Genomic DNA, 15,537 nt, shown 5'->3' on the forward strand with positions numbered 1-15,537 from the left:
AACCTGGAGTAGCTGTAATGACCATTCAATTCAACGCCAAGAAGCGCGAAGTGCAGGGTTCGAGTGCGAGCCGCCGCCTGCGTCGTGCCGGCAGCGTCCCCGCCATCGTCTTCGGTTCCGGCGAGCCGACCCGCATCGAGGTCGACCACAACGAGATTTACCACGCCCTGCGCAATGAGGCGTTCCACTCGTCCGTGCTGTCCATGAACCTCGACGGTGCCACCGAGTCCGTGATCCTGAAGGACACCCAGTGGCACCCGTATAAGCAGCAAGTGCTGCACCTGGACTTCCAGCGCGTCGACGCCACCCACGAGATCCACGTGAAGGTGCCGCTGCACTTCATCAACGCCGACATCGCCCCGGGCGTCAAGCTCGAAGGCGGCATGGTCTCCCACCCGATCACCGAGCTGACCGTCGGCTGCCTGCCGGGCGTGCTGCCGGAGTTCATCGAAGTTGACCTGAAGGACCTGAAGAGCGGCGCCTCCATCCACGTCTCCAACCTCAACCTGCCGGCCGGCGTGAAGGCCCTGACCCACGGTGAAGACCCGGTCGTGGCCACCATTCTGGCGATCCGCGGTGGCGACGACGCCGCCGAGGAAACCCCGGCTGCCTGATCGTCCCGCGGGGTTGCAGGGCCGTCGACACCATGAGCCAGCTTGCACCAAAGCTCATCGTCGGCCTTGGCAACCCCGGTGCGGAATACGCTGAAACCCGGCATAACGCCGGGTTTTGGTTTTGTGAGCGCCTGGCTCGCGAGCTGGGCGTCTCCTTCGGCAAGGAGGCGCGTTTCCACGGCCTCGCCGCTAACGCCCGCGCCGATGGCGTGTGGCTGCTGATGCCCCAGACCTTCATGAACCGTTCCGGTCAGTCGGTCGCCGCGCTTGCCCGTTTTTACCGGATCGATCCGGCCGAGATCCTCGTCGTCCATGACGAACTCGACATTCCTCCAGGCCAGCTGCGCCTCAAGTTTGGCGGCGGCCTCGGTGGCCACAACGGCCTGAAAGACATCACCGCCCATCTGGGCACCCAGGATTACTGGCGCCTGCGGGTTGGCATCGGCCACCCGGGCGACCGCAACGAGGTGGTCAACTTCGTCCTCAAGCCGCCTCGTCGCGAGGAGTCCGAACTCATCGACGAATCCCTCGACCGCGCCCTGCTGGCCTGGCCGCTGATGGCGCGGGGCGACTGGAACGCCGCCACCCAGCGCCTCAATACCCGCCCGGCCGCCCCCAAGCCGCCCCGCCCGACGCCCTGAGCGGGGCACGTCGTCGCAGGACGACTTAAAGCTTGTCGCCCTCCCGCCGTAGACCCGCCATAAATCAGGGCGGCGCCCCGAGCGTCCGCCCGATGGAGGGGACTCTTAAATGCGCAAACTTTCCGATACGCCCGTCTGGCTGCGACTGACCGCAGCCATCTGGCTGATGCTGGTCGTTGCCTGGGGCGGCATGATCGCCTGGGAAACCCGGGTCAATCGCGAGACCGCCATCGACCAGGCAGAGGACTTCGCCAACTCGATCCACGAGATGACCATGGCGGGGCTGACCGGGATGATGATTACCGGCACCGTCGGCCAGCGCGAGGTCTTCCTCGATCAGATCAAGCAACTCAGCGTGATACGCGACCTCCAGGTGATCCGGGCGGATGCGGTGAGCCGTCAGTTCGGGGCCGGCACGCGAACCCAGCCCGCCCTCGATGCGGACGAGCAGGCGGTGCTGGCCTCCAGCAAGCCGGTGGTGAAGGTGGAGAACGACGCCCAGGCGGGCGAGTACCTGCGGGTGGTCAAGCCCACCGTGGCCGCCGAGAACTATCTGGGCAAGAACTGCATCGCCTGCCACCAGGTGCCGGCGGGCACGGTGCTCGGGCTGGTGAGCATGAAGGTGTCCCTCGAGAAGGTGAACGCCGCGGTGGATCGATTCATGTGGCAGCGGATCGTTGCGGCGGTGCTCATCGCCTTGCCGCTGATCGGTTTCGTGGCCTTCTTCGTTCACCGCTTCGTGGTCACCCCGCTGCGGGAGATGAACCGCAGCCTCGCCGAGATCGCCAAGGGCGAGGGCGATCTGACCCGGCGCCTGAAGGTGACCGGCCAGGATGAGATCGGGCAGACCGCCTCCGCCTTCAACGAGATGCTGGGCACCATCGCTCAGCTCGTGCGGCAAGTGAGCGAGGCCGCCGGGCGGGTGATCGGTTCGTCCCACCAGCTTGCGGCCGGCGCCGCGCTGGTGACGGAAGGCTCCCGCCGCCAGCACGACCAGTCGGACCAGGCGAGCGAGGCGGTGGCGCGGATGGCGGCCAACATTTCGGATGTCACCGTGAGCGCGGAGCAGGTTCACCAACGCTCCCAGGAGAGCCTGCGCCGGGCCGGCGAGGGCAGCAGGACGCTCGACTCGCTGGTGGCCGAGGTCAATCTGGCCGAGGACGCCGTCCGCCAGATGGCCGATTCGGTGGAGCAGTTCGTCCAGTCCACCACGGTCATCACCACCATGACCCGCGAGGTGCGGGAGATCGCCGACCAGACCAACCTCCTCGCCCTCAATGCGGCGATCGAGGCGGCGCGCGCCGGCGAACAGGGCCGCGGCTTCGCGGTGGTCGCCGACGAGGTGCGCAAGCTGGCCGAGAAGTCGGCCCGGTCGGCCGGCGAGATCGACGCGGTCACGTCGCAGATCTCCCGTCAGTCGGTGGCGGTGCGCGATGCCATCCACTCGGGGCTTGACCACCTGGCCTCCAGCCGGGAGGCGGTGAGCACCGTGTCGGCGGCAATCGAGGCGGCCAACGCGTCGGTGGTGGCGGTGGGCCACGGCCTCGACGAGATCGCCGTCGCCACCGAAAACCAGCGGCGGGCCGGCGAGGAGGTGGTGGACAGCATCGGCGCCATCACCGCCACCGCCCGGGAGAACGACACCGCCGTCGAATCCACCGCCGCTGCCGCCCGCGACATGGAAGCGCTGGCCAGCCAGCTCCAGCAGACGGTGTCCCGCTTCCGGGTGTGACGCCGGCGCCCTCCGACGGAGGCCGGCCCGGCCGGCCTTTTGTCATTCCGGCATGACGTCTGCGGGGCGGGCGGGAATAGGTCACACTGAGGGCGGCCGACATGCTTGCGCGCTGCTCACGTTTCGCCACAATTGAGACCCTCGACGCGGCGTCCCGGTTTGGCACGGCGACCGCCGAAGCAACCGGACCCGGGTGACCCCATGCAACTGCGCTACCTGATCGTGCTGGCCACGGCGCTCGCCATCCTCCTCGTGGGGGCCTTGCGGCCCGCCCACAACTTCGACATCGTGGGTTACGTGGCCACCGCCCACTACAACCAGGGCCTGCGCGGCGAAGCGCTGGCCAGCCAGACCTACGCCGAGGTGAGCGCCGAGATCGGCGATGCCCGTCTGGCGGCGCTGCTCTCCGGCCCCTACGGCAGCACCGTGCGCAACGACCCGGTGTCCCTCGAACAGCAGTTGCCCTTCTACCGCATCCGCCAGGGCTATGTCTGGCTGATGGAACTCGCCCACCGGGCGGGGGTGGATTACGCCCGCTCGTCCTATCTCATCGCTGCCTGCTTCCAGGCCATCTCGGTGCTGCTGCTGGGCGCCATCGCGGCCCGGATCGGGGTGTCGCCCTGGGCGATCCCGGGAGTCGTGTTCCTCGCCAACTACGGTGAGCTGGCCCAGCTCTCGACCCCCGACGCGATGGCCTGCGCCTTCACCCTGGCCGCCACCCTGCTGGCGCTGAGGCGCAGCCCGTGGGCCTGCCTCTTTGCGGTGGCGCTGCCCCTGGTGCGCACCGATTTCGTGCTGTTCTCGGCCCTGCTGATGGGGGTGTTGTTCCTGCGTGGGGAGCGTCGGATCGCGGTGGCCGGGCTGGTCGCGGCGGTGGCGGCTTACGTGCTCAACAATCGGCTCAATGCCGGCTACAGTTTTCTCACCGTGTTCCACTTCACCCTGATCGGCCTCGACCCTTACCCGGCCACCCTGGCCGTCTCCACCAACCCGGCCGACTATCTGGCGGCCTACGGGCGGATGCTCAAGACGCTCACCCGCAGCCCTCATGTGGCGATCTACTTCGTGGCGGCGTGCGTGGCCTTCATCCATCGCAAGGCGCTGTTCGGCGAGGGGCGCGCGGCCGGCGCCGACCCTCACGCCACCCGCCTGCTGCTGCTGGTGCCCGGGCTTTTCGTGCTAGCCCATCTGGCGTTGCTGCCGATCTACACCGAGCGCTATTTCGCCTATCCGGCATCGGTCATCCTGCTGTGGCTGATCGGCATGGCGGCCCGCAGCCAGCCGCGCCCGGTGGCCGCCACGGAGCCCGCGCGGAATTGATGCAACGCGGGGCGGCGCGCGCCTCCCAACGCGCTAGAATGGAAGGTCAGCAACACCCCATTCGTTGAAGACGGAGTTTCCCGAGATGCCCCAGTATCGTTCCCGCACCTCCACCGCCGGTCGCAACATGGCCGGCGCCCGCGCCCTGTGGCGCGCCACCGGCATGAAGGACGGCGACTTTGAAAAGCCGATCGTCGCCGTGGTCAACAGCTTCACCCAGTTTGTGCCGGGCCATGTCCACCTGAAGGATCTGGGCCAGCTGGTGGCGCGCGAGATCGAAGCCGCCGGCGGCGTCGCCAAGGAATTCAACACCATCGCCATCGACGACGGCATCGCCATGGGCCACGGCGGCATGCTCTACTCGCTGCCCTCCCGCGACCTGATCGCCGACAGCGTCGAGTACATGGCCAACGCCCACACCGCCGACGCGCTGGTGTGCATCTCCAACTGCGACAAGATCACCCCGGGCATGCTGATGGCCGCGCTGCGCCTCAACATCCCCGCCATCTTCGTCTCCGGCGGCCCGATGGAAGCCGGCAAGGTGAAGTGGGAGGCCAAGGTGATCTCGCTCGATCTGGTCGACGCGATGGTCAAGGCCGCCGACAGCAGCTGTTCCGACGAGGAAGTGGACGCCGTCGAGCGCTCCGCTTGCCCCACCTGCGGCTCCTGCTCCGGCATGTTCACCGCCAACTCCATGAACTGCCTGACCGAAGCCCTGGGCCTGTCGCTGCCCGGCAACGGCACGGTGGTGGCCACCCACGCCGACCGCGAGCGCCTGTTCAAGGAAGCCGGCCGCCGCATCGTCGAGCTGGCCCGCCGCTACTACGAGAAGGACGACGCCTCGGTGCTGCCGCGCTCGATCGCCAGCTTCAAGGCCTTCGAGAACGCCATCAGCCTCGACGTGGCCATGGGCGGCTCCACCAACACCGTGCTGCACCTGCTGGCCGCGGCCAAGGAGGCCGGCGTCGACTTCACGATGAAGGACATCGACCGCATCTCCCGCAAGGTGCCCTGCCTGTGCAAGGTGGCGCCGGCGGTGGCCGACGTGCACATCGAGGACGTGCACCGCGCCGGCGGCATCATGGGCATCCTGGGCGAGCTTAACCGCGCCGGCCTGCTCCATACCGACCTGCCCACCGTCCACAGCAAGACCATGGCCGAGGCGCTGGCCACCTGGGACGTGATGAAGGCCCACGACGCGGGGGTGTTCAACTTCTTCAAGGCCGCGCCGGGCGGCGTGCCCACCCAGGTGGCGTTCAGCCAGGATCGCCGCTGGAACGAACTCGACCTGGACCGCAGCCACGGCGTGATCCGCGACAAGGCCAACGCCTTCAGCCAGGACGGCGGCCTCGCCGTGCTGTACGGCAACATCGCCGAGAAGGGCTGCATCGTGAAGACCGCCGGGGTGGATGAATCCATCTGGACCTTCACCGGCCGCGCCCGTGTGTTCGAAAGCCAGGAAGACGCCGTGGCCGGCATCCTCGCCGACCAGATCGTGGCCGGCGACGTGGTGGTGATCCGCTACGAAGGCCCGAAGGGCGGCCCGGGCATGCAGGAGATGCTCTACCCCACCAGCTATCTCAAGTCCAAGGGCCTGGGCAAGAGCTGTGCGCTGCTCACCGACGGCCGCTTCTCGGGTGGCACTTCCGGCCTGTCCATCGGCCATGCCTCGCCGGAGGCCGCCTGCGGCGGCGCCATCGGCCTGGTGGAAGAGGGTGACACCATCGAGATCGACATCCCCAACCGTCGCATCCATCTGGCGGTGGCCGACGACGTGCTGGCTGCCCGCCGGGCTGCCCAGGACGCCCGGGGCTGGAAGCCGGCGAGCCGGGAGCGCGTGGTGTCCGCCGCGCTGCAGGCCTACGCGGCGCTTACCACCAGCGCCGACACCGGCGCGGTGCGCGACGTGACCCAAGTCCAGCGCTGATCGTTTCGTCCGAGCAGCAAGGAAAGCCCGGCCCCGTGCCGGGCTTTTCGCTTCCGGGGGCGTGACTTCCGCCCGCCCGCGGTGCAGATCGTCGGGTGTTTGTGTCTTGTTGTGACGGGCGTTGCGGGGCGCGGGGGCATCCATGGCTAGACTCCGGCCGTTCCCCCGATCTTCCCCCTTCATGAAGCATGGCTCCTGCGATTTTTCCCTGGCGTCGCTGCCGTTTTCGTCCGTGAACGACTGCCTGCTGCGGCCGGCCCGCGGGCGCGACGAGTGGGATGGGCTGTTCGCGCGCCTGCCTGCGCCGGCCATCGTCCAGGCCTGGGCCTACGGCGAGGCCAAGGCGGCGGGTGGCTGGCGGGTGGAGCGGCTGGTCTTCGAGCGCGGCGGTCAGCCGGTGGCGATCTGCCAGGTGCTGGTGAAGCGTGTGCTGGGGCTGGCGTTGGCGGCGCGGATCAACCGCGGGCCGCAGTTCCTTGCGTCTCGCCCGGTAGCCGACGAGGTGCGCGCCGTGTACGCGGCGCTGCGCAAGCGCTGGCGTTTCGGCCGTCGCGGCCTGCTGGTGCTGGCGCCGGGCCTCGCCGAATCGGACGAACACCGCCAGTGGCTGCGGGAGGCGGGCTTCATCCCCCGGCGTGCGGCGGGCTGGTGTTCGGCGGTGCTGGATCTGACCGAAGACGCCGCCGTGCTGCGTCGGCGCCTGGCCTCCACCTGGCGCACCCAGCTCAACGGTGCGGAGCGGGCTGGGCTGGTGTTCGAGGTCTCCGGGGCGGAGGCCGATTTCGAGTGGATGCTCGCCCGCCACCAGGAAAACATGCGCGACAAGGGCTTCGCCGGCACCTCGCCGGATTTCCTGCGGGCGCTGTGGGAGCGGGCGCCGGCGGATGTCTTCGTGTGCCGGGTGCTCCACGACGGCGAGCCCCTGGCCGGGATGCTGGTGTTCCGCTTCGCCCGCAGCGCCGAGTATTTCGTCGGCTGGTTCGGCCCGGAGGCGCGGCGGAAGAAGGCCGGCAACTTTCTGATGTGGAACGCGCTGCTTTCCATGCAGGCCCGCGGCTGCGAGCGCTTCGACCTGGGCGGCTACTCGTCGTCCGACGGCTACGGCCGCTTCAAGCAGGGGCTGCGGGGCAGCGAATACCGCCTGCTCGAAGAGTGGGTCGCCTTCTGAGGGCGGCCTCGCCCGCCGGGCTTCAGCCCAGTTTCTTTTCCATGAACATCGCGGCGCCCATCGCCGGGTCGAGCTGGTAGGCCGTAAAGCCGAAATCCAGATAGGCCCGGTGGGCGCCGCGGTTGCCTTCCAGCACCTCCAGCGTCAGTTTGCAGCAGCCCCGTTCCCGGGCCACCGCTTCGGCGTGGGCGAGCAGGGCGCGGGCGATGCCGCGGCGGCGGAAATCCTCGTGCACCACGATGTCGTGGATGTTGAGCAGCGGCTTGCCGGCAAAGGTGGAGAAGCCTTCGACGCAGTTGATGAGCCCGGCGGGCTGGGGCTGTCCGTCGTCGCCTCCGGCGTAGGCGAGGTAGCTCAGGACGGTTGGCCGGCGGCGCAGGGCCTCCGGCAGGCGGGCGCGCAGCTCGTCGCCCATGGGCTCGCCGCTGCCGGTGGGGCCGCGCATGTAGTGGTCGAGCAGGAACAGGAAATCGGCGGTCTGCCGTGGGTCGTCGAAGTCGACGGGCTGGAGGGTGAGGGTGGTCATCTGGAGCGGAAGGGCTGGTTAGTGGGTTTCCGATTGGCCGGTCAGTGGCTTGCCGGTATCGCCGGGAGGGCTCTCGTCGCCGCCGCCCCCAGGCGCTAAGCCTTTGCGACGGCAGGGTTTTTGACGGGTGGCCGGTTTGGGCATGGTTCTTGTTATTTCCTCCTCTGGCTGCGCGACCTTGTTGGCCCGGTTTCGTCGCGGCAGATCAGAAGATATCCGGGCGCGATGTTCCAGGAGGGGAGGGCTGACGTCCATGACCGAAACATTTTACGAGGTGCTGCGCCGGCAGGGGATCACCCGGCGCAGCTTCATGAAGTTCTGCAGCCTCACCGCCACGTCGCTGGGGCTGGGCAGCGCCTTTGTGCCGAAGATCGCCCACGCGCTGGAGACCAAGCCGCGCACGCCGGTGATCTGGCTGCACGGGCTGGAATGCACCTGCTGTTCCGAATCTTTCATCCGCTCGGCGCACCCGCTCACCAAGGACGTGGTGCTGTCGATGCTGTCCCTCGACTACGACGACACCCTGATGGCCGCCGCTGGCCACCAGGCCGAGGCGATCATCGAAGAGGTCAAGAAGAAGTACAAGGGCAACTACATCGTGGCGGTGGAGGGCAACCCGCCCCTCAACGAGGACGGGATGTTCTGCATCCACGGCGGCCGGCCCTTCGTGGAGGTGCTGAAGGAGACCTGCGCCGACGCCAAGGCGATCATCAGCTGGGGCGCCTGTGCGTCCTACGGCTGCGTGCAGGCCGCCAAGCCGAACCCGACCCGCGCCACCCCGGTGCATCAGGTCATCACCAACAAGCCCATCGTCCGCGTGCCCGGCTGCCCGCCGATCGCCGAGGTGATGACTGGCGTGGTCACCTACATGCTGACCTTCGACCGCATCCCCGAGCTGGACCGCCAGGGCCGGCCGAAGATGTTCTACGGCCAGCGCATCCACGACAAGTGCTACCGCCGCCCGCACTTCGACGCCGGCCAGTTCGTCGAGAACTGGGACGACGACGCCGCGCGCAAGGGCTACTGCCTCTACAAGATGGGCTGCAAGGGCCCGACCACCTACAACGCCTGCTCGTCGATGCGCTGGAACGGCGGCGTGAGCTGGCCGGTGCAGTCCGGCCACGGCTGCATCGGCTGCTCGGAAGAGGGCTTCTGGGACAAGGGCAGCTTCTACGACCGGGTGACCGACATTCACCAGTTCGGCGTCGAGAGCAATGCGGACAAGGTGGGCATGGCGGCCGCCGGCGCGGTGGGCGCCGCGGTGGCGGCCCACGCGGCGGTGACGGCGCTGGCGCGCGCCCGCTCGCAGCATGAAGACAAGAACTCGGGAGACAAACAATGACCGTGCTGGAAACCCAGGGCTTCAAGCTCGACAACTCGGGCAAGCGCGTGGTGGTCGATCCTGTGTGCCGGATCGAGGGCCACCTGCGCGTCGAGGTGAACATCGACGAAAAGAACGTGATCCGCAACGCGGTGTCGACCGGCACCATGTGGCGCGGGCTGGAGGTGATCCTGAAGGGCCGCGACCCGCGCGACGCGTGGGCCTTCACCGAGCGGATCTGCGGCGTGTGCACCGGCACCCACGCGCTCACCTCGGTGCGGGCGGTGGAAGACGCCCTCAACATCAAGATTCCCGACAACGCCAACATCATCCGCAACCTGATGCAGCTGGCGCTCCAGATTCACGACCACCTGGTTCACTTCTACCACCTGCACGCGCTGGACTGGGTGGACGTGGTGTCGGCCCTGAAGGCCGATCCCAAGAAGACCTCCGAACTCGCCCAGAGCATCTCCAGCTGGCCGCTGTCGTCGCCGGGCTACTTCCGCGACGTGCAGAACCGCCTGAAGAAGTTCGTCGAATCCGGCCAGCTGGGCCCCTTCATGAACGGCTACTGGGGCAACCCGGCCTACCGGCTGCCGCCGGAAGCCAACCTGATGGCGGTCACCCACTACCTGGAGGCGCTCGACTTCCAGAAGGAGATCGTCAAGATCCACACCATCTTCGGCGGCAAGAACCCGCACCCGAACTGGCTGGTGGGCGGCGTGCCCTGCGCGATCAACCTGGAAGGTGCGGGCGCGGTGGGCGCGATCAACATGGAGCGGCTCAACCTGATCGCCTCGATCATCGACCGCTGCATCGAGTTCATCGACATGGTGTACGTGCCGGATCTCGTGGCCATCGCCAGCTTCTACAAGGACTGGACCTACGGCGGCGGGCTGTCGAGCCAGTGCGTGCTGTCGTACGGCGACATCCCGGACGTGGCCAACGACTACTCGGCCAAGAACCTGCTGCTGCCCCGCGGCGCCATCATCAACGGCGACCTCACCAAGGTGCACGAGGTTGACCTGCGCGACCCCGAGCAGGTGCAGGAACATGTGGCCCACAGCTGGTACAAGTACGCCGATGAGACCCGCGGCCTGCACCCGTGGGACGGCGTCACCGAGCCCAACTTCGAGCTGGGCAAGGCCACCAAGGGCACCAAGACCAGGATCGAGAACCTGGACGAAGCGGGCAAGTACTCGTGGATCAAGGCCCCCCGCTGGCGCGGCCACGCGATGGAGGTTGGCCCCCTGTCGCGCTACGTGATCGGCTACGCCCAGAACAACCCCGAGTTCAAGGAGCCGGTGGACAAGCTGCTGAAGGATCTCGGCCTGCCCCTCAAGGCGATCTTCTCCACCCTCGGCCGCACCGCGGCGCGGGGGCTGGAGGCATCCTGGGCGGCCCACAAGTCGCGCTACTTCTTCGACAAGCTGATGGCCAACCTCAAGGCCGGCGATCTCTCCACCGCCAACATCGACAAGTGGGAACCCGCCACCTGGCCGAAGGAGGCCAAGGGCGTGGGCTTCACCGAGGCGCCGCGCGGCGCGCTGGGCCACTGGATCCGCATCAAGGACACCCGGATCGACAACTACCAGGCCGTGGTGCCCACCACCTGGAACGGCGGCCCGCGGGACGCCAAGGGTCAGATCGGCGCCTTCGAGGCCTCGCTGCTGGATACCCCGGTGGCCAAGGCCGACGAGCCGCTGGAGATCCTGCGCACCCTGCATTCCTTCGACCCGTGCATGGCCTGCTCCACCCATGTGCTGTCGCCGGACGGGCAGGAAATGGCGTCGATCAAGGTCCGCTGACAAGGAGGGCTGGCCATGCTTTCACAACAAGACATGCTGGAGGCCGAACGGCACGGCCGGCAGGTGCGGTCGATCTACGTGTATGAGGCGCCGGTGCGCCTGTGGCACTGGATCAACGCCCTGGCCATCGTCGTGCTGGCGGCGAGCGGCTACTTCATCGGCAAGCCGCTGCCGACGATGCCCGGCGAGGCGTCGGACCACTTCCTGATGGGCTACATCCGCTTCGCCCACTTCGCCGCGGCCTACATCTTCGCGGTGGGGTTGGTGGGCCGGGCCTACTGGGCGCTGGTGGGCAACCACCACGCCCGGCAGATCTTCAAGCTGCCGATCACCAACGGGCAGTGGTGGGGCGAGGTGTTCTTCGAGCTGCGCTGGTATCTGTTCCTCGAGAAGCACCCCAAGAAGTACGTCGGCCACAACCCGATGGCCCAGCTGATGATGTTCTTCTTCTTTACCGTGCTGGCCTTCGGGATGCTCTTCACCGGCTTCGCCCTGTACAGCGAAGGCCTGGGGCTGGGCTCGTGGGCGGATCGTCTCTTTGGCTGGGTGCTGCCGCTGCTGGGCGGCTCGATGCAGGTCCACAGCCTGCACCGGCTGGGGATGTGGATCATGATGAGCTTCGTGGTGGTGCACGTGTACGCGGCGATCCGCGAGGACATCATGAGCCGCCAGAGCCTGATCTCGACGATGGTCTCCGGCTGGCGGATGTTCAAGGACTGAACGCCCCCCGCCTTGCCAGACAAAATGGCCCGGTTCCGACCGGGCCATTTTTTCGTCGGGCCGCCGCCTCGTCAGGCGATCGAGAACACGTAGATGAAGGACGCGGTGATCAGCAGCAGGGCCAGCACGACGGCGCCGCCGGCGGCCAGGATCGAGGTGTAGCTGACGATCGCGAAGTGCCGGCCGCAGTTCTTGCAGCGGAAGTACTCGGTGAAGTTGATCCCGGCGAACTTGTGCGGGTGCATCTTGGAGCGGCGCACGTTGCTGCTCTTGCAGTGGATGCAGTGGGGCGAGGCGCTCTTGAAGAGCTTCACCGCCCGGGCCGGCTTGCGCTTCTCGAGCACCTTGCGGCCGAGCTTGGCGGGCGGCTCGGATTCGGGGGGCAGTTCGCTGTCAGGCGCGCTGTCCGCCGCGCTGGGCTTGAGCGTGGCGAGCTTGCTGTTGGCCTGGGCGCGCCGATAGATGAAGAACGCGAAGCCCGCGGAGAGGAACACCACCAGCGCCACCAGGCCAACCTTCAGGAAGGGGCCCACGATGGTCCAGATGGCGGCCGGGCTCGGGGCCTGGATGGCGGCCGGCGCGGCCGGGCTTGCCGTCTTGGCGGCATCCGGGGCGACGCTCGCGCCACTGCTGCGCAGCTCCTTGAGCTTCTCGTGGCCGTGCCAGGCGGCCTGATTCGGCGTCATGCCGGAGCGGGCCAGGAGCACCGCGTCGTCGAACACGAAGCCGGCGTCCCACCAGGCCAGCCGGTCCGCCGGCGAGAAGCCTTCGCGTTTCCAGGCGGCCGGATCGGAGTGGTCCAGCTCCGCCATCATCGACCGGCTCTGGCGGGCGGAGTCGCGCCACGCCCGCGCCTCGTCGGCGTCGAAGCCCTTGTCGGACCAGGTGCGCGCCACCACCGGCTCGAAGCCCGCGGTGTGCCAGTTCATGCCATCGTGGGGCGAGAAGCCGTAGTTCTGCCACTCCCGCGCTTCGGCCGGCTTCATCCCCGTATCTTCCCAGCGGGTCACCTTCGGCGGGGCGGGCAGCGCGGCGGTGTCCCCCGCGGCGGTGGGGGCGGCCTCGGTCTTCTGGGGGGCGGTTTCGCCCGCCGTGGCGGCAAGCGCCGGGAGCGGCGCGGCGAGCAGGGTGAGGGCCGAGAGGGCCGAAACAAGGTTTTTCATGGGCGGGAACGATAAATCAGCGCGAGCGAGAGCGGATTGTGAACCGATGTGGCGACGCGACAAAAGTCATATTTATTGTGAGCTTGCAAAAATACCCAATTTGAGCCGTATGTCATGCGAGAGGGGGTGCGGCGGGGCGCTGACGGCGGCGGGCATGGCGATGTCGTTGAGGGCGCCGGTTTGTTGTGTGGAAGAAATAATTCCATTTTATGTGATGAGTGGAAGGGTTTATTCCGTTTTGCCGATTGGGCGGTTTCGGGCCTTACGCTAAAGCCTTGTCCTGAAAGCCGCCTGTCCATTCCTGCGCCGGCCGGGCAGGCCGGCACGGAACTTGATTAAGGTGACCACCTCCTCAAGCTTCTGCTGCCATGACCGCGCCTCCTTCCGTTCTCGTTCTGGGTATCGGCAACCTCCTGTGGGCCGACGAAGGCTTCGGCGTGCGCTGCGTCGAGGCGCTGGCCGAGCGTTTCGTGCTGCCGCCCCAGGTCACCGCGATGGACGGCGGCACCCAGGGCCTCTACCTGCTGCCCTACGTGGAGGAGGCCCGCCGCCTGCTGGTGTTCGACGCGGTGGACTACGGCGACCCGCCGGGCACCCTGCGCGTGGTGGTCGGCGACGAGGTGCCTCGCTTCATGGGCGCCAAGAAGATGAGCCTGCACCAGACCGGCTTCCAGGAGGTGCTGGCCTCCGCCGAGCTGCTCGGTCGCCTGCCCGACGAGCTGGTGCTGATCGGCTGCCAGCCGGTCGAGCTGGAAGACTTTGGCGGCAGCCTGCGCGACGCGGTGAAGGCCCAGATCGGCCCGGCCCTCGAGGTGGCCTGCGACTGGCTCACCCGCTGGGGCGCCGCGCCGGTGCCGCGCGCCGACGCCGGCCCGCGCCTCAACGCCGCCAGCCTGACCATGGACGCCTACGAAGCCGGCCGCCCCAGCGAGCAGGTCGCCTGGCGCAGCGGCGACGCCCGCTTCATCCGGGAGGACTGAGCCATGTGCCTGGGCATTCCCGTGCAGGTCATCGAATCCACCGGCTGGACGGCCCGCTGTCTGGGGCCGGACGGCGAGCAGACCATCGATCTGGCGCTGGTCGGCGCGCAGCCGCCCGGCACCTGGCTGCTCACTTTTCTCGGTGCGGCCCGCGAAGTCATCGACGCGGCGCGCGCCCACGCCATCAACAACGCGCTGGCCGCCCTCGACGCCGCCATGCGCGGCGACCAGGCCGGCATCGACGCCCTGTTCGCCGATCTGATCGAGCGCACGCCAACCCTTCCCGCCCACCTTACGGAGCCTCGATGAGCGCCCAGTTCGCCCCGCCCCCGTCGACCCTCGACAAGCTCGACGCCGCCCTCAAGCGGCTCGCCGACCGCCACGGCTTCACGCGTCTGGCCAACGAGGCTGCCCTTGACGCGGCCCTCGACGGCAGCGGCCTGGCCGCGCTGCTCCTCACCGACGACCCCCAGCGCAGCCCCGAAAGCCTCGACGTGGCGGTGGTGCTGCCGGAAGCCCTGAGCGCCCTCGGCATGGCCGCCCGGGGCCTTGCTGCCGGCGCCGACCTGAGCCCGGCACTCGCCCGTCGCTTCGGCGTCAATCGCTACCCGGCGGTGGTCGTGCTGCGGGACGGCGCCTACCTGGGCGTGCTCACCGGCATCCTCGACTGGGGCCCCTTCGTCACCGAGCTTGCGCGGATTGGCGCCCTCGCGCCCAGCCGCCCGCCCATTTCCATCGCTACCCAGGCCACCCGGAGCTGCGCATGAAACCCTTTCCGATTCCCGTCGTGCCGGTCGGCCCCGGCTCCCAGACCGACGAATCCCCCGAATACCTCGCCATGCCCAGCGGGATGAGCACCTTCCGCGCCCCCCGTCTGCCCGAAGCCATGAGCGACGCCGACCTCGCCCGCGCGGCCGACATCCTGACCCGGCTCCTCGCCGGGATGCGCGCCCAGGCCCTCGGCGCCGGTCAGCCGCCCGCCGTGGACCTGGCCGGCGAACCCCGCGGCGTGCGCGACCTGCTCACCGAATCCCTGGGCTTCGGCGAAGTCTCCGCCTTCACCCTGGCGCCCACCCGCATCCGCGTGCAGGAGACCGCCTTCGCCGCCCTCTGGCGGGTGCTGGAAGAGGGGCCCGACGGGCGCATCGTCGCCGACCGCCTGGAGGCCAGCCCGCTGCCGGCCGAACTCTACGCCGCCATGCGCGCCACCACCCTGCCGGCCCTCACCCCGCCGCCCCTCGCCGCCGGCATGATGAACGGCGAAGCCCTGCTCGCCGAAATCCAGCAGCAGTCCGCCCGCCACGTGGTCGGCCAGCCCGCCCATGTCATCAACCTCACCCTGTTGCCGGTGAGCGAGGCCGACCTGGACTACCTCTACGGCGCCCTTGGCCACCGGGACGTGTCGATGCTCTCCCGCGGCTACGGCAACTGCCGGGTCACCAGCACCCGGCTGGCCCACGTGTGGTGGGTGCAGTACTTCAACAGTATGGACACCCTGATCCTCAACACCATCGAGGTGGTGGACATGCCCGAGGTGGTGCTCGCCGCGCAGGAAGACTACGCCGACACCCTCGAACGTCTCGGCGAATACCTCGCCATGCTGCGGGAAAGCTGACC

15 protein-coding genes are annotated in these 15,537 nt (G+C 68.3%); 13 read left to right on the plus strand and 2 right to left on the minus strand.

Going from position 1 to position 15,537, the window contains the following annotated elements; translation table 11 throughout:
* Window positions 1-17: 17 nt before the first annotated feature.
* The 6 genes from ACE3N6_RS07005 (at window position 18) to ACE3N6_RS07030 (ending at window position 7,402) form a co-directional block, all read left to right on the plus strand.
* Entirely contained in the window at window positions 18-614 is a 597-nt protein-coding gene (locus ACE3N6_RS07005; RefSeq protein ID WP_374244468.1) for a 50S ribosomal protein L25/general stress protein Ctc, read from the plus strand.
* Between the two features lie 32 nt (window positions 615-646).
* A complete protein-coding gene (gene pth, locus ACE3N6_RS07010; protein ID WP_374244469.1) occupies window positions 647-1,255 on the plus strand; it encodes an aminoacyl-tRNA hydrolase in 609 nt (202 codons plus the stop codon).
* Between the two features lie 109 nt (window positions 1,256-1,364).
* Complete coding sequence (locus ACE3N6_RS07015) at window positions 1,365-2,987, plus strand: methyl-accepting chemotaxis protein (protein ID WP_374244470.1); 1,623 nt, start codon at window positions 1,365-1,367, stop codon at window positions 2,985-2,987.
* Between the two features lie 201 nt (window positions 2,988-3,188).
* A complete protein-coding gene (locus tag ACE3N6_RS07020; RefSeq protein ID WP_374244471.1) occupies window positions 3,189-4,307 on the plus strand; it encodes a hypothetical protein in 1,119 nt (372 codons plus the stop codon).
* 85 nt (window positions 4,308-4,392) lie between these two features.
* Window positions 4,393-6,234 (plus strand): dihydroxy-acid dehydratase, encoded by a 1,842-nt coding sequence (gene ilvD, locus ACE3N6_RS07025; RefSeq protein WP_374244472.1) that lies wholly within the window; start codon window positions 4,393-4,395, stop codon window positions 6,232-6,234.
* 181 nt (window positions 6,235-6,415) lie between these two features.
* A complete protein-coding gene (locus ACE3N6_RS07030; protein WP_374244473.1) occupies window positions 6,416-7,402 on the plus strand; it encodes a lipid II:glycine glycyltransferase FemX in 987 nt (328 codons plus the stop codon).
* Window positions 7,403-7,424: 22 nt separating this feature from the next.
* Here ACE3N6_RS07030 and ACE3N6_RS07035 read toward each other — a convergent pair whose 3' ends face one another.
* Window positions 7,425-7,928 carry a GNAT family N-acetyltransferase gene (locus tag ACE3N6_RS07035; RefSeq protein ID WP_374244474.1) on the minus strand — a complete coding sequence of 168 codons (504 nt, stop codon included), beginning with the start codon at window positions 7,926-7,928 and terminating at the stop codon, window positions 7,425-7,427.
* Window positions 7,929-8,181: 253 nt separating this feature from the next.
* On the opposite strand from ACE3N6_RS07035, the gene ACE3N6_RS07040 reads away from it, so the two are divergent.
* From ACE3N6_RS07040 to cybH, 3 genes are read left to right on the plus strand one after another with little or no spacing between them, the layout of a single operon-like run.
* Entirely contained in the window at window positions 8,182-9,270 is a 1,089-nt protein-coding gene (locus tag ACE3N6_RS07040; RefSeq protein ID WP_374244475.1) for a hydrogenase small subunit, read from the plus strand.
* Window positions 9,267-11,057, plus strand: a complete 1,791-nt coding sequence (locus tag ACE3N6_RS07045) for a nickel-dependent hydrogenase large subunit (RefSeq protein ID WP_374244476.1) — start codon at window positions 9,267-9,269, stop codon at window positions 11,055-11,057. Before ACE3N6_RS07040 ends, ACE3N6_RS07045 begins: the two co-directional genes overlap by 4 nt.
* 15 nt (window positions 11,058-11,072) lie before the next feature.
* Window positions 11,073-11,777, plus strand: a complete 705-nt coding sequence (gene cybH, locus ACE3N6_RS07050; protein WP_374244477.1) for a Ni/Fe-hydrogenase, b-type cytochrome subunit — start codon at window positions 11,073-11,075, stop codon at window positions 11,775-11,777.
* Window positions 11,778-11,848: 71 nt separating this feature from the next.
* Here the strand turns inward: cybH and ACE3N6_RS07055 are convergent, their stop codons facing one another.
* On the minus strand, window positions 11,849-12,940 hold the full coding sequence (locus ACE3N6_RS07055; RefSeq protein ID WP_374244478.1) for a hypothetical protein: 1,092 nt from the start codon (window positions 12,938-12,940) through the stop codon (window positions 11,849-11,851).
* A gap of 368 nt (window positions 12,941-13,308) precedes the next feature.
* On the opposite strand from ACE3N6_RS07055, the gene ACE3N6_RS07060 reads away from it, so the two are divergent.
* The 4 genes from ACE3N6_RS07060 to ACE3N6_RS07075 are packed head-to-tail and all read left to right on the plus strand — an operon-like array spanning window position 13,309 to window position 15,535.
* The gene (locus ACE3N6_RS07060; RefSeq protein WP_374244479.1) at window positions 13,309-13,920 is read left to right on the plus strand and encodes a HyaD/HybD family hydrogenase maturation endopeptidase; all 612 of its coding nucleotides are present in this window, start codon (window positions 13,309-13,311) and stop codon (window positions 13,918-13,920) included.
* 3 nt (window positions 13,921-13,923) lie between these two features.
* Window positions 13,924-14,229, plus strand: coding sequence for a HypC/HybG/HupF family hydrogenase formation chaperone (locus tag ACE3N6_RS07065; protein WP_374244480.1), 306 nt, complete (start codon window positions 13,924-13,926; stop codon window positions 14,227-14,229).
* Window positions 14,226-14,687 (plus strand): hypothetical protein, encoded by a 462-nt coding sequence (locus ACE3N6_RS07070; protein ID WP_374244481.1) that lies wholly within the window; start codon window positions 14,226-14,228, stop codon window positions 14,685-14,687. The genes ACE3N6_RS07065 and ACE3N6_RS07070 overlap by 4 nt, the downstream gene beginning before the upstream one ends.
* Window positions 14,684-15,535 (plus strand): hydrogenase expression/formation protein, encoded by an 852-nt coding sequence (locus tag ACE3N6_RS07075; RefSeq protein WP_374244482.1) that lies wholly within the window; start codon window positions 14,684-14,686, stop codon window positions 15,533-15,535. The genes ACE3N6_RS07070 and ACE3N6_RS07075 overlap by 4 nt, the downstream gene beginning before the upstream one ends.
* The last annotated feature ends 2 nt before the right edge of the window (window positions 15,536-15,537 follow it).

Origin of the sequence: Zoogloea sp., assembly GCF_041904905.1 — a bacterium.
Classification (GTDB): Bacteria; Pseudomonadota; Gammaproteobacteria; order Burkholderiales; family Rhodocyclaceae; genus Zoogloea.